At 56.6% G+C, this 14,260-nt stretch carries 14 protein-coding genes; 10 read left to right on the forward strand and 4 right to left on the reverse strand.

The annotated features are described in order from the left end of the window. Nucleotides 1-27: 27 nt before the first annotated feature. The 4 genes from tkt to amiA form a co-directional block, all read right to left on the reverse strand. Nucleotides 28-2,028 (reverse strand): transketolase, encoded by a 2,001-nt coding sequence (gene tkt, locus ACVKSX_RS18190; RefSeq protein WP_010259958.1) that lies wholly within the window; start codon nt 2,026-2,028, stop codon nt 28-30. A gap of 57 nt (nt 2,029-2,085) precedes the next feature. Continuing rightward, nucleotides 2,086-3,036 (reverse strand): transaldolase, encoded by a 951-nt coding sequence (gene tal / locus ACVKSX_RS18195; protein ID WP_010259954.1) that lies wholly within the window; start codon nt 3,034-3,036, stop codon nt 2,086-2,088. Nucleotides 3,037-3,382: 346 nt separating this feature from the next. Continuing rightward, the gene (hemF, locus tag ACVKSX_RS18200; protein WP_010671360.1) at nt 3,383-4,297 is read right to left on the reverse strand and encodes an oxygen-dependent coproporphyrinogen oxidase; all 915 of its coding nucleotides are present in this window, start codon (nt 4,295-4,297) and stop codon (nt 3,383-3,385) included. 100 nt (nt 4,298-4,397) lie between these two features. Then, a complete protein-coding gene (amiA, locus tag ACVKSX_RS18205; protein WP_320503613.1) occupies nt 4,398-5,243 on the reverse strand; it encodes an N-acetylmuramoyl-L-alanine amidase AmiA in 846 nt (281 codons plus the stop codon). Nucleotides 5,244-5,450: 207 nt separating this feature from the next. Here amiA and ACVKSX_RS18210 point away from each other — a divergent pair, with 207 nt between their 5' ends. The 10 genes from ACVKSX_RS18210 (at nt 5,451) to ACVKSX_RS18255 (ending at nt 14,225) form a co-directional block, all read left to right on the forward strand. After that, on the forward strand, nt 5,451-5,876 hold the full coding sequence (locus tag ACVKSX_RS18210) for a GNAT family acetyltransferase (protein ID WP_003848834.1): 426 nt from the start codon (nt 5,451-5,453) through the stop codon (nt 5,874-5,876). After that, nucleotides 5,866-6,333 carry a DUF2919 family protein gene (locus ACVKSX_RS18215; protein ID WP_010259942.1) on the forward strand — a complete coding sequence of 156 codons (468 nt, stop codon included), beginning with the start codon at nt 5,866-5,868 and terminating at the stop codon, nt 6,331-6,333. Before ACVKSX_RS18210 ends, ACVKSX_RS18215 begins: the two co-directional genes overlap by 11 nt. A 65-nt stretch (nt 6,334-6,398) precedes the next feature. Then, complete coding sequence (locus ACVKSX_RS18220) at nt 6,399-7,016, forward strand: RpoE-regulated lipoprotein (protein ID WP_061703714.1); 618 nt, start codon at nt 6,399-6,401, stop codon at nt 7,014-7,016. A 253-nt stretch (nt 7,017-7,269) separates the two neighbouring features. Then, on the forward strand, nt 7,270-8,286 hold the full coding sequence (locus ACVKSX_RS18225; protein ID WP_033772378.1) for a sulfate ABC transporter substrate-binding protein: 1,017 nt from the start codon (nt 7,270-7,272) through the stop codon (nt 8,284-8,286). Further along, complete coding sequence (gene cysT / locus ACVKSX_RS18230; RefSeq protein ID WP_010259932.1) at nt 8,286-9,119, forward strand: sulfate/thiosulfate ABC transporter permease CysT; 834 nt, start codon at nt 8,286-8,288, stop codon at nt 9,117-9,119. Before ACVKSX_RS18225 ends, cysT begins: the two co-directional genes overlap by 1 nt. After that, nucleotides 9,119-9,994 (forward strand): sulfate/thiosulfate ABC transporter permease CysW, encoded by an 876-nt coding sequence (gene cysW / locus ACVKSX_RS18235; protein ID WP_161735126.1) that lies wholly within the window; start codon nt 9,119-9,121, stop codon nt 9,992-9,994. Before cysT ends, cysW begins: the two co-directional genes overlap by 1 nt. Beyond that, nucleotides 9,984-11,072 carry a sulfate/thiosulfate ABC transporter ATP-binding protein CysA gene (gene cysA / locus ACVKSX_RS18240; protein WP_033758582.1) on the forward strand — a complete coding sequence of 363 codons (1,089 nt, stop codon included), beginning with the start codon at nt 9,984-9,986 and terminating at the stop codon, nt 11,070-11,072. The genes cysW and cysA overlap by 11 nt, the downstream gene beginning before the upstream one ends. 81 nt (nt 11,073-11,153) lie before the next feature. Next, nucleotides 11,154-12,038, forward strand: a complete 885-nt coding sequence (gene cysM, locus ACVKSX_RS18245; RefSeq protein ID WP_010259921.1) for a cysteine synthase CysM — start codon at nt 11,154-11,156, stop codon at nt 12,036-12,038. 169 nt (nt 12,039-12,207) lie between these two features. Further along, the gene (locus ACVKSX_RS18250; protein WP_010671364.1) at nt 12,208-12,888 is read left to right on the forward strand and encodes a response regulator transcription factor; all 681 of its coding nucleotides are present in this window, start codon (nt 12,208-12,210) and stop codon (nt 12,886-12,888) included. Continuing rightward, a complete protein-coding gene (locus ACVKSX_RS18255; protein ID WP_061901216.1) occupies nt 12,885-14,225 on the forward strand; it encodes an ATP-binding protein in 1,341 nt (446 codons plus the stop codon). Before ACVKSX_RS18250 ends, ACVKSX_RS18255 begins: the two co-directional genes overlap by 4 nt. Nucleotides 14,226-14,260: the final 35 nt, after the last annotated feature.

Here is a 14,260-nt window from a genome sequence, read left to right on the forward strand (position 1 = left end):
CCCGGTGAGCCGGGAAGGGCATAAGCATTAAACTGGCTTGAGTAATGCTTCAGCGTGGCTGACGATATTCTCAACCGTGAAGCCAAACTCCGGGAACAGCTGACTGGCCGGGGCGGATTCACCAAAGGTGGTCATACCGACAATCGCACCGTCCAGACCGACATACTTGAACCAGTAGTCAGCAATACCCGCTTCTACCGCCACACGCGCTTTCACGCCGCTCGGCAGTACGGATTCGCGGTAAGCGGCATCCTGCGCATCAAACAGGTCAGTAGAAGGCAGTGAAACCACCCGCACCTTGTGACCGCCTGAAGTGAGCTTATCCGCTGCACCCAGGGTGATCTCAATCTCTGAACCGGTTGCGATCAGAATCACTTCTGGTGTGCCGTCGCAATCCTTCAGCACGTAGCCGCCGCGTTTGATGTTTTCGATCTGCTCCGGGGTACGTTCCGGCTGTAGCAGATTCTGACGCGAGAGGATCAGCGCTGTCGGGCCGTGATGACGTTCGACGGCGGCTTTCCACGCTACAGCGGTTTCGACCTGATCGCACGGACGCCATACGCTCATGTTTGGTGTCAGACGCAGGCTGGCGATCTGCTCTACCGGCTGGTGCGTCGGGCCATCTTCGCCCAGACCGATGGAGTCATGGGTGTAGACCAGAATCTGTCGTGCCTTCATCAGCGCAGCCATACGCGCGGCGTTTCGCGCATATTCGACAAACATCAGGAAGGTTGCGGTGTAGGGAACGAAACCGCCATGGTGCGCGATACCGTTACCAATCGCCGTCATACCAAATTCACGCACGCCGTAGTGAATATAGTTACCGGCCGGATCCTCTTTGATCGATTTAGAACCAGACCAGATGGTGAGGTTACTCGGTGCCAGGTCAGCAGAACCGCCGAGGAACTCCGGCAGCATTTTGCCGTAGGCTTCCAGCGAGTTTTGTGACGCTTTACGGCTGGCGATTTTCTGCGGGTTAGCCTGCAACTCCTGAATGAACCGGGTCGCTTCGGTTTCCCAGTTGGCGGGCATTTCGCCATTCATCCGGCGCTCATACTCTTTCGCCAGCTCTGGATGGGCTTCTTTGTAAGCCGCAAATTTTGCATCCCAGGCTTTTTCACGTTCAGCACCCGCCGCTTTGGCATCCCACTGCTGGTAGATTTCAGCCGGGATCTCAAACGCCGGATAGTTCCAGCCGAGCTGTTTGCGGGTCAGGGCAACTTCTGCCTCACCCAGCGCCGCGCCGTGCGACTCCTCTTTACCGGCTTTGTTCGGCGAACCGAAACCGATAATGGTGCGGCAGATAATCAGTGAAGGCTTATCGGTGACACTCTGCGCCTCTTTGATCGCCTCACGAATGGCATCAGCGTCATGGCCGTCGATATCGCCAATCACATGCCAGTTGTAGGACTCAAAACGTTTATGGGTGTCGTCAGTAAACCAGCCTTCGGTCTCGCCATCGATCGAGATACCGTTATGGTCATAGAAGCCGATCAGTTTGCCGAGACCCAGGGTCCCCGCCAGTGAACAGACTTCGTGCGAGATGCCTTCCATCAGACAGCCATCGCCCATAAACACATAGGTGTGGTGATCGACAATCTCATGATCCGGACGGTTAAACTGCGCGGCCAGTGTGCGTTCTGCAATCGCTAAGCCCACGGCGTTAGCCAGTCCCTGACCCAGCGGGCCGGTGGTAGTTTCAACGCCTGGGGTGTAGCCGATTTCCGGGTGACCTGGCGTTTTAGAGTGCAGCTGACGGAAATTTTTCAACTCTTCAATCGGCAGGTCATAACCGCTCAGGTGCAGCAGGCTATAAAGCAGCATCGAGCCGTGGCCGTTGGAGAGGATAAAGCGGTCGCGATCAAGCCAGGCGGGATTGGTCGGATTATGCTGGAGGAAGTCGCGCCACAACACTTCGGCGATATCGGCCATTCCCATTGGCGCACCGGGGTGGCCTGAATTTGCCTTCTGTACCGCATCCATGCTCAGTGCACGAATCGCGTTTGCCAACTCTCTGCGTGAGGACATAAAGTTCTCCCTTGTTATGCATCAGGGCGGGAAAGTCCCGCCCGACTAAAATAAAGACTACAGGCGTGCGGCGAGCACATCTTCCAGCTTCTGCTGGTCAACCGCGAACTGGCGGATGCCGTCAGAGAGTTTTTCAACTGCCATTGGATCCTGATTATGTTCCCAACGGAACTCCGCCTCGGAGAGCGGCGACGGCTGGTGGAAACCTTCAGTTGAAGGCTCCAGTTTGCGCTCAAGCGGCGCATCACTGTTCTGCAACTCTTCCAGCAGGTTAGGTGACAGGGTCAGGCGGTCGCAGCCTGCCAGCGCGATAATCTGCTCCACTTTACGGAAGCTGGCGCCCATGATGATGGTGCTGTAACGGTGCTTTTTGTAGTAATCGTAGATGCGACGCACGGATTTCACGCCCGGATCTTCATCTGCCACGTAGGGGTCCATGGGTTTGCGCGAGTTATACCAGTCGTAGATGCGTCCAACGAACGGGGAGATCAGGAACACGCCCGCTTCGGCACAGGCACGCGCCTGAGCAAAGGAAAAGAGCAGTGTCAGGTTGCACTGAATGCCGTTTTTCTCCAGCTCTTCCGCTGCGCGGATGCCTTCCCAGGTCGAGGCCAGCTTAATCAGTACGCGTGAGCGATCGATACCGTGCTCTTCATACATCCGAATCAGTTTTTCTGCTTTGGTCACACACATGCCACGATCGAAGGAGAGGCGCGCATCCACTTCGGTCGAAACACGGCCCGGTATGCTTTTCAGGATTTCCATACCAAGGTTGATCGCCACTTTGTCGCTGGCGTTGATAATCTGCGTCTCTTTGCTGCCGCCCTGTTTTTTGGCGTACTCAATCGCGTCATCCATCAGGTGCTTATACCCTTCGAGACCGGACGCTTTCAGAATGAGTGAGGGGTTGGTGGTGGCGTCTTCCGGATGGTAATTACGAATCGATTCGATATCACCACTGTCCGCCACCACGGTGGTGAACTGTTTTAGGGCTTCTAGCTGGTTCATCTCTAAACTCCTTGAAAAGAAAAATGAAAGCGAACAGGGGGCACCTCAGGCCTCGCAGCCGGTCTGTGGCATGTTCTGCTACCGGGAACGCGAACCCATAACATTGCAACAGAGAGTTTCTGATGAACATGCGGTTTCTCTGATTGTTGCGCTGCGAGGCGGTGCGAAGGAGCCGTCATGCGGTGTTAACCGTGGGGTGCGCCATATTCCACCCATAAGCATAGCAGTCAGGAGGAATGACGCAGGCCACACTGTAGCAATCTGTGCCCTGTAAAAAAGAAGAGGCCGATCAGGCGAGAGGTAAGCGCAGCGCGGGTTGAGACGCGCGCTGCAGCGGCAGAAACGATCAGACTGGCAGATTCAGCCAGTTCTTCACCGGCAGGAAATCGCGATAGAGGGCGGCTTCAGGTGAGTCGGCATCGGGCTGATAATCATATTCCCAGCGCACCAGCGGGGGCATCGACATCAGGATCGATTCAGTGCGACCGCCGGTTTGCAGACCAAACAGCGTGCCGCGGTCCCACACCAGATTAAACTCCACATAGCGACCACGGCGATAGAGCTGGAACTGACGCTCACGATCGCCCCACGGGTGATCTTTACGGCGCGCCACAATCGGCCGATAGGCATCCATAAAGCCGCGGCCAACCGCCTGCATGAAGCTGAAGCTCTGCTCAAAGTCGGGCGTATTGAGATCGTCAAAAAACAGGCCGCCAATGCCGCGCTGCTCATCACGATGCTTCAGATAGAAATAGTCATCACACCACTTTTTATAGCGCGGATAGACATCCTCGCCAAAAGGCTGGCAGAGGTCAGCGGCGGTCTGGTGCCAGTGCAGCGCATCTTCTTCGAAGCCATAAAAAGGGGTCAGGTCAAATCCGCCACCAAACCACCAGACCGGATCGGCACCCGGTTTCTCCGCGATAAAAAAGCGCACGTTGGCGTGGCTGGTAGGTACATAAGGGTTGTTCGGGTGGATCACCAGCGACACGCCCATTGCTTCAAAGCTGCGACCCGCCAGCTCCGGCCGGTGTGCAGTGGCGGATGCCGGCATCTGATCGCCATGCACGTGCGAAAAGTTGACGCCCGCCTGCTCAAACACCGCGCCGTTGCGCAGGACGCGGCTCTGACCGCCGCCGCCGCCAGGACGCTGCCAGCTATCTTCGGCAAACGCTGCGCCGCCATCTTCAGCCGCCAGCTGGTTACAAATCTCATCCTGCAATGCGAGCAGGAACGCTTTTACGCGGGAAATATCAGCCATTTTTTCGCTTATGGTTTGTCAAAGTCTGACGCGATTATACGCAAAACCGCGCCGCTTGCATGAGTGCGGCGAGTCGCACGGCCTGAACCGACGACATGCATCAGGCGTTGCGGCGATCAAACTCATCAAAGTAATTGACGATGCCGCTGGCAATAGCCGAGGCGATTTTCTGACGAAACGCGGTGGTGCCGAGCAGCTGCTCTTCACGCGGATTAGTAATAAAGGAGGTTTCGACCAGCACCGAGGGGATCGACGGTGACTTGAGTACTGCGAAGGCCGCCTGCTCGGTGTGCTGGCTGTGAAGATGATGAACCGGGCGGATCTGATCCAGTACATGCTTGCCCAGCGTCAGGCTGTTTTTGATGGTGTCCGTCTGCACCAGATCGAACAGAATCTGCTGCAGATAGTGATCCTGCTGCTGCGCTTTCACGCCACCCAGCTTGTCCGCATCGTTCTCCCGCTGTGACAGATAGCGCGCCATCGAGCTGCTGGCACCGCGATTAGAGAGCGCAAACACCGAGGCACCGCTGGCATCGGGACTGGTAAAACCGTCGGCATGAATCGACATAAAGAGATCGGCGCCGTGCTGGTGGGCAATCTCCACCCGCTGATAGAGCGGAATAAAGTGGTCGCTGTCGCGGGTCAGACGCACTTCTATGCGCGGATGGCTCTGTAACTGACGCTGCACGTTGCCGGCAATCTCCAGCACGATGTGTTTCTCTTCGGAACCCTCTTCGCCAACGGCACCAGAGTCGATGCCGCCGTGACCGGGGTCGATCATCACGATACGTTTACCGTTCTTTGCGGGCGGGGCAGGGCGCGAGTAACGATTTGCACCAGTAAGGGCTTGTTCTTTAGCCTGAACCGCGCGCGGCGATAAAATGGCCAGAGCCAGCCCGGAAAGCAGTAACTGACGGCGATGAATCAAACGTTTAAGCAGGTGCATGTGCGGGTCCGGTAACAGGAATCTTGCCGGTGTTATAGCCTAAGGGGCTGCTGCCTGCGATCACAGAACCATTTCAGGGCATTACTTTGTATTGCAGGTCGCGAACAGTAAATTTGCGCTTTTTTATTTGTCGCCCGTCATGGAGGGTTGCGTGCGGCAGAGAATGCGTGATAATCAGCAAATTGTGCTTATTTGCAGGTAAAGAAGATGGAAATCCGCGCCTTCCGCCAGGAAGATTTTGAAGAAGTGATCACCTTATGGGAACGTTGCGATTTGTTACGGCCATGGAACGATCCGGAGCTGGATATCGAACGCAAAATGAATCACGACCCCGATCTCTTTCTGGTCGCTGAAGTGGGCGGCGTGGTCGTGGGCACACTGATGGGCGGCTATGATGGCCATCGCGGCGCGGCTTACTATCTGGCCGTGCATCCCGACTATCAGGGACGCGGCTTTGCGAATGCGCTGATGAACCGTCTGGAGAAGAAGCTTATCGCGCGCGGCTGTCCGAAACTGCATCTGATGATCCGCGAAGAGAATGATCAGGTAGTGGCGTTCTATGAGAAGCTCGATTATGAGCCGGTTGATGCGCTGCTGTTTGGTAAACGTTTGATCGAAGATCGTGAATACTAAGCCGTCACCAGGCTATCTGCCGGACGAGTATGACGCCAGAGGGCAGCTGCGGCTGCCGTTTCTTTTTTGGCTGATCCTGTTACTCCAGGCACGGACCTGGCTGCTGCTGGTAATGGCCGGGGCGTCACGGCAGCAGGGCAACGATCTGCTGGCGCTGTTTTATCCGGATCGTCAGGCGTTCTGGATCGGTCTTGCGCTGGGTTTACCGGCGCTGGCGGGCCTGCTACTGACCGGGTATCGCACCCGCCTGCCGCGACTCTGGCAGCACTGGCGCAGCGTGCTGGCGCTGTCGCTGCTGGTGAATCTGCTCTGGCAGGGAATGCAGTTTGTGCAGGGCGATCTGCTCACCTCACCGCTGCCATTGCTGCTGACGCTCTTTGACCTGCTGGCGCTGATCTGGCTGCAATCCAGCCGCCGCTGTCGCGACTGCTTTCTGCCCGAACATCATCTTCACTAAACTTTTTGTCGCTTTGCGACTCCAATCAGTTCCGCCTTTCCGGCATCGCATTTACAGGAGTTCTCATGAAAGCTGTTCGTTCCACGCTACTGATCGCCGCGGTTGTACTGAGCGGCTGTGCCAGTTCGGGTTCCGGCGCTGACAGCAGCCAGCAGGCAAGCTGGTGGAATCCGCTGACGTATCACTGGTCTTCGGCGCTGCCGTGGAACTGGTTCGGTTCCTCGCTGACCGCGACTGAACAGGGTGTGGGTGGGTTAACTGCCTCGACCGCCATGAAAGAGGACGCGATTAATGCCGGACTGAACGGTGACTATAACCTGCGTCAGGGCATGCGCAGCCAGAACGGTCAGGTGGTCTCTTTCTGGCAGGCGCTGGATGATGGCAACGTTAAGCTGGTGATTTACGGGCAGTCGCAGGTTGAACGTATTGAGGTCATGGACAGCGCAATCGCCAGCAGCGATGGCAGCAAAGTGGGTGATGTCTTCAGTAATAAGTTCAGCAAAGCCTTCGACAACTGCACCTTAGCCAGCGGCACCGATGCGCGTGACGTGGCGTGCCGTGCGCCTGGCAGTCAGCATCTGACCTATGTTTATCAGGGTGACTGGCATGGACCGGAGGGCTTAATGCCCTCGGACGATACGCTGAAAAGCTGGAAAATCAGCAAGATTGTCTGGCAGCGTTAATTCCTCGTCTTCAGCGCGCCGCCCGTCAGGCGGCCGCTGAGCCTCCCAAAACCTTTGCCGGCACGCACGGCACGGGGTTCCTCCTCCCTATCGGCTTTTGCTGATTTCTGCATAAACAGTGCCGTCGTCTTATGCTTTTTTCGACTTTGAAATCATCAAACGATATATAAAACCGTTACTGGTTTTCACTGAGTTATAAATAAACTGGTGCCTCAGCGGGTGAGATCCGCATCAAACTTTTTCAGGGTGCCAAATGACATTACAAGCGATGAAAAAAATCGTGAGCGGTATCGCGTTGTCGCTGAGCCTGGCCGGCGCAGCCAATGCCACTGAACTCCTCAATAGCTCTTACGATGTGTCGCGGGAGCTGTTTGTCGCCCTGAATGCTCCCTTCGTTAAACAGTGGGATGCCAGTCATCCCAGCGATCCACTGACCATTAAGATGTCGCACGCCGGTTCATCGAAGCAGGCGCTGGCAATCCTGCAGGGACTGCGCGCGGATGTCGTCACGTACAATCAGGTTACGGATGTGCAGGTGCTGCACGATAAAGGCAACCTGATTGCCGCAGACTGGAAAAGCCGTCTGCCGAATAACAGCTCGCCTTTCTACTCCACCATGGCGTTTCTGGTGCGCAAAGGAAATCCAAAACAGATTCACGACTGGTCAGATTTGACCCGCAGTGATGTGAAGCTGATTTTCCCGAATCCGAAAACCTCCGGGAATGGCCGCTATACCTATCTGGCCGCCTGGGGCGCAGCAGATAAAGCGGACGGGGGCGATCAGGCCAAAACCCGTGCTTTTATGACGCAATTTCTGAAAAACGTTGAAGTATTCGACACCGGCGGTCGCGGTGCGACCACGACCTTTGCTGAGCGTGGCCTGGGCGACGTATTAATTAGCTTTGAGTCCGAAGTGAATAACATCCGCAACCAGTACGGCAAAGATGAGTATGAAGTGGTGGTGCCGAAAACCAACATTCTGGCGGAGTTTCCGGTGGCATGGGTGGATAAAAACGTCGCCACCAATAAAACCGCTGATGCGGCCAGCGCTTATCTGAACTATCTCTATACGCCTGAAGCGCAGAATATTATTACTCACTACTACTATCGCGTGAACAATGCACAGCTTATGGCGGAGCAGAAAGATCGCTTCCCGCAGACCAACCTGTTCCGGGTGGAAGAGGCGTTTGGCGGCTGGGATAAGGTAATGAAGACGCACTTCGTCAGCGGCGGTGAGCTCGATAAGTTGTTAGCGGCGGGGCGCGGATAATGTTTGCAGCCAGCCAGAAACGCGTATTGCCCGGCTTTGGTCTCAGCCTCGGCACCAGCCTGCTCTTTACCTGTCTGATCCTGCTGCTGCCTATCAGCGCGGTGATCATGCAGCTGTCGCAGATGACGCTGCAACAGTACTGGGATGTGGTGACCAATCCGCAGCTGATTGCCGCCTATAAAGTAACGCTGCTCTCTGCAGGCGTCGCCTCACTGTTTAATGCGGTGTTCGGCATGCTGATGGCATGGATCCTGACCCGTTACCGTTTTCCGGGCCGGACGCTGCTGGATGGCCTGATGGATCTGCCGTTTGCACTGCCTACGGCGGTGGCGGGTCTGACCCTGGCCGGACTCTTTTCGGTCAACGGCTGGTATGGACAGTGGTTCGCTCAGTTCGACATCAAAATTTCCTATACCTGGATTGGTATCGCCATCGCCATGGCCTTTACCAGCATTCCGTTTGTGGTGCGTACCGTACAGCCGGTGCTGGAAGAGTTAGGCCCGGAGTATGAAGAGGCGGCCGAAACGCTGGGTGCCACGCCATGGCAGAGCTTCCGCCGCGTCGTGTTGCCGGAAGTGGCACCGGCGCTGCTGGCCGGGACTGCGCTCTCCTTTACCCGCAGCCTGGGTGAATTTGGTGCGGTGATCTTTATTGCCGGTAACATCGCCTGGAAAACGGAAGTCACCTCACTGATGATTTTTGTCCGGCTGCAGGAGTTCGACTATCCGGCGGCCAGCGCCATCGCCTCGGTGATCCTGGCAGCATCGCTGATTCTGTTATTTGCGATTAACACATTACAGAGCCGCTTTGGCCGTCGTCTGGGAGGTCACTAATGGCTGAGGTTTCACAGATTAATCACGCTGCACGTCAGCCAGTGAACTGGGGCAAGTGGCTGCTGATTAGTATCGGCACGCTGATCTCGATTCTGCTGCTGGTGGTGCCGATGGCCTCCATCTTCTGGGAAGCGCTGAATCAGGGGCTCATTGTCGCTCTCAGCAATCTGGCGGATCCGGACATGCTGCACGCCATCTGGCTGACCGTGATGGTGGCGTTGATCACCGTACCGGTTAACCTGGTGTTCGGCACGCTGCTCGCCTGGCTGGTGACGCGCTTCACCTTTCCGGGGCGTCAGTTGCTGCTGACCCTGTTTGATATTCCTTTTGCCGTGTCGCCGGTTGTGGCCGGTCTGATGTATCTGCTGTTCTGGGGCGTTAATGGCCCGGCAGGCGGCTGGCTGGATGCGCATAACATCCAGATTATGTTTGCCTGGCCTGGCATGGTGCTGGCGACGGTGTTTGTGACCTGTCCGTTTGTGGTGCGCGAACTGGTCCCGGTGATGCTGAGTCAGGGCAGTCATGAAGATGAAGCGGCGGTGCTGCTGGGCGCCTCTGGCTGGCAGATGTTCCGCCGCGTAACGCTGCCGAACATTCGCTGGGCGCTGCTGTATGGCATCGTGCTGACCAACGCTCGTGCGATTGGTGAATTTGGTGCGGTCTCGGTGGTATCGGGATCGATTCGCGGTGAGACCTACACATTACCGCTTCAGGTTGAATTATTGCATCAGGACTACAACACCGTTGGCGCATTCACCGCGGCCGCCCTGTTAACCCTGATGGCAATTGTGACGCTGTTTCTGAAAAGCATTGTGCAGTGGCGTTTAGAGCAACAGCACAAACGCCTGCAACAGGAGGGAAATCATGAGCATTGAGATTAACAAGATCAACAAATCCTTTGGTCGCACATCGGTGCTGAACGATATCTCTCTGGATATTGCCTCGGGTGAAATGGTGGCGCTGCTTGGCCCATCAGGCTCGGGTAAAACCACGCTGCTGCGCATCATTGCCGGGCTGGAGCATCAGAACAGCGGTCAAATCCGTTTTCATGGTAACGATGTCAGCCGCCTGCATGCGCGCGATCGTCAGGTCGGTTTTGTCTTCCAGCACTACGCGCTGTTCCGTCATATGACGGTATTCGACAACATTGCCTTTGGCCTGACCGTGCTGCCACGTCGTGAGCGTCCTTCAACGGCGGAGATCAAACAGCGTGTTACCCGTCTGCTGGAGATGGTGCAGCTGGCTCATCTGGCGAATCGCTTCCCGGCACAGCTGTCGGGCGGCCAGAAACAGCGTGTGGCGCTGGCGCGTGCGTTAGCGGTTGAACCGCAGATTCTGCTGCTGGACGAACCCTTTGGCGCGCTGGATGCTCAGGTACGTAAAGAGCTGCGCCGCTGGCTGCGTCAGCTGCATGAAGAGCTGAAATTCACCAGTGTGTTTGTCACCCACGACCAGGAAGAGGCGATGGAAGTCGCGGATCGCGTGGTGGTGATGAGTCAGGGCAATATTGAACAGGTCGGCACGCCAGATGATGTGTGGCGCGATCCGGCGACCCGTTTTGTGCTGGAATTCCTGGGTGAAGTGAACCGCTTTGATGGCGAGATTCAGGGATCACAGTTCCACGTTGGCGCGCACCACTGGCCGCTGGGCTATACCTCGGCCCACCAGGGCGCGGTTGAGCTGTTCCTGCGTCCGTGGGAAATCGACGTGTCACGCCGCAGCAGTCTGGAAACCCCGCTGCCGGTACAGGTACTGGAAGTGAGCCCGCGTGGACACTTCTGGCAGCTGGTCGTCCAGCCTGCCGGCTGGCAGAGCGAGCCGGTTTCGGTGGTGTTTGAAGGTGAGCAGACAGCGCCGATTCGCGGCGAGCGTCTGTTTGTTGGCTTACAGCAGGCGCGTCTCTATAAGGGCGATACGCCACTGCGCGCAGTTGCCTTTGCACAAAGCGCCTGATATTTTCTCTTCAACACCGGGCGGGAGTGTCACTCCCGCCTTTTTTTCGCATCTGGTTTGTAAGATGCCAGGAACCGCACCGTGACGACTCTCGAAAATACCATCGGCAATACCCCGCTGATCAAGTTGCAGCGCCTGACGCCCGCCAACGGCAGCGAGGTCTGGCTCAAGCTGGAAGGCAATAATCCGGCAGGTTCGGTAAAAGATCGCGCGGCCTGGTCGATGATCAATCAGGCAGAGCTGCGTGGTGATATTGCACCTGGCGATCAGCTGATTGAAGCTACCAGCGGCAACACCGGGATTGCGCTGGCGATGATCGCGGCGATGAAAGGCTACCGACTTCGCCTGCTGATGCCCGACAACATGAGTCAGGAGCGGCAGGACGCGATGCGCGCCTATGGCGCAGAGTTAATCCTGGTGCCACGTGAACAGGGCATGGAGGGCGCACGCGATCTGGCCCAGGCGATGGCGGCGCGCGGTGAAGGCCGGGTGCTGGATCAGTTTAATAATCCCGATAATCCGCTGGGTCACTATCAGACCACCGGCCCGGAATTGTGGCAGCAGTCGAACCAGCGCATGACTCATTTTGTCTCCAGCATGGGCACCACCGGCACCATTACCGGCGTAGGACGATATCTGAAAGAGCTCAACACGGGCGTGCAGGTGATCGGTTTGCAGCCCAGCGAAGGCAGCAGTATTCCGGGTATTCGTCGCTGGCCGCTGGCCTATCTGCCGGGGATCTACCGTCCCGATCTGGTGGATGATGTGATGGATATGACGCAAAAGGAAGCGGAAGAGACGATGCGCGCGCTGGCACGCCGTGAAGGCATTTTCTGTGGCGTCAGTTCAGGCGGCGCGGTGGCGGGTGCGCTGCGCATCGCGCAGGCCAATCCTGGCAGCGTGGTGGTGGCGATCGCCTGCGATCGTGGTGACCGTTATCTCTCTACCGGACTCTACCATCAGTAACCTCTGCCGATGCGGAATCAGGCCTGTGCGTGCATTTACTGCCCACAGGCCTTTTTTTTAACCACAATTTTCGGTGCCAGATAGACTGAATCTGTAAGGATCGCGTAAATCAGGCTGCGCGAATGTTCAGCACAGGACAAAATAGCGGCAATTCTCCAGAGAGATAACCATGAAAATTTTGCTTGTTGATGATGATGTTGAATTAGGCACGATGTTAAGCCAGTACCTGATCGGGGAAGGGTTTGATGCTCAGCTGGTTCTGACCGGCAGCGCCGGCGTGCAGGGCGCGTTATCGGGAGAGTTCACCGCCATGATCCTGGACATTATGCTGCCCGACATGAGCGGCATTGATGTGTTGCGTCAGGTGCGCCAGAACAGCCGGATACCGGTGATTATGCTGACCGCCAAAGGCGATAATATTGATCGCGTGATCGGTCTTGAGATGGGCGCGGATGACTATATGCCCAAGCCCTGCTATCCCCGTGAACTGGTGGCGCGTCTGCGCGCCGTATTGCGCCGTTTCGAAGAGCAGGCGCCACAGCCAGACGCCAGAGAGCCGCTGCGCTGGGGAGAGCTGATGCTTAATCCCGCCACCCGCATCAGCGAATGGCAGGGTAAAACCTTTGATCTGACGGCGTCGGAATTTAATCTGCTGGATCTGCTGCTGCGTGCGCCGGACAGAGTGGTGTCAAAAGATGAGCTCTCCGAAAAGGGACTCGGTCGTCCGCGTGAAGCCTATGACCGCAGCGTCGATGTGCATATCAGTAACATTCGTCAGAAGCTCAGTGCATTAACCGCTGACAGCATCAACATCGAAACCGTTCGCAGCATCGGTTACCGTATTCGATGAAACAGAGTTACCGTGGACGCATGTTCTGGAAGATCTTTATCGGCTTCTGGATCGTTTTTGTCATCATGAGCCAGCTTATCTGGCTCGGCTTCACGCTCTCCGGTAAACGGCATGAACCGCCTGAACTCGTGGCTATCCGTCGTATTGTGGATCTGCAGATGACCTCCGCCGCGTCAGTGCTGGAGCGGGGCGGGCCTGATGCGCTGAATGCGATGCTCTCGGACTGGGATAACAGCGATCGGCAGTTCTTCCACGTCACCCAACAGACAAAACCGTCCCAATCAGAAAACAGCGGCAACCTGGATATCAGAGGGCGCTTTCCTGAAGAGGTGGTGCGCTGGGTTCGCGGCGCGGATGGCAAAGCCTATCATCTGCGCTACGACCTGGATGGCATGCGTAAAGACAGCACGCTGAACATGATGCCGCGAAAATTTCTGAATATTCCTGAGCCGATGTTTGTCTTCGCCGGTTCGGTGGGATTGCTGTTCAGTCTGCTTCTGGCCTGGAATCTGACGCGACCTATGCGTCAGCTGCGGGAAGGATTTTCCCGCGTGGCTGAGGGCGATTTAAGCGTGCGGCTGTTTCCGATCATGCGTAAGCGCCACGACGAGATCTCAAACGTCGCTGAAGCCTTTGACGCTATGGTCGAGCGGCTCGATACCCTGGTGCGCGCCCGTGAAGAACTGTTGCATGATATCTCACATGAGCTTCGTTCACCGCTGGCGCGACTGCAGCTGGCGACCGGGCTGGCCAGACAGACGCCAGAAAGTGTGAACAGTTCGCTTGATCGCATTGATGAAGAGGCGCGTCGGCTGGACAAGATGATCGGTGAACTGCTGACACTGTCGCGGGCTGAGCATGAAAGCATCCCGGATGAGCAATATTTTGATCTGACCGGCTTGCTGCAGGCGGTTATTACCGATGTCCGTTATGAAGCGCAGATCCCAGGCGTGCAGGTAGAGTTGCAGGTCGACGATCGCGCTGATTACACCGTGCGAGGCAATGCAGAGCTGATACGGCGCGGAGCAGAGAATGTATTACGCAATGCGCTGCGCTTCTCTCAGCCAGGGCAGCGGATTGATGTTCATCTGCGCGCAGAACAGCAGTGGCTGGTGATTCAGGTGCGCGATCAGGGGCCGGGTGTCGATGAGGATAAGCTCTCCAGCATCTTTGACCCGTTTGTGCGGGTGAATTCGCCGCTGATGGGCAAAGGTTATGGTCTGGGACTGGCTATCGTGCGCAAGGTGGTGCTGGCGCATCATGGTGAGGTTGAGGCAAGAAACCGGCCAGAAGGCGGACTGGAACTGACGCTGCGTCTGCCGCACTGGCAGCCCTGAACAGGCATACAGCAGAAACGATAACGGCACCCGCG

The organism is Pantoea sp. PvP021 (assembly GCF_054056055.1).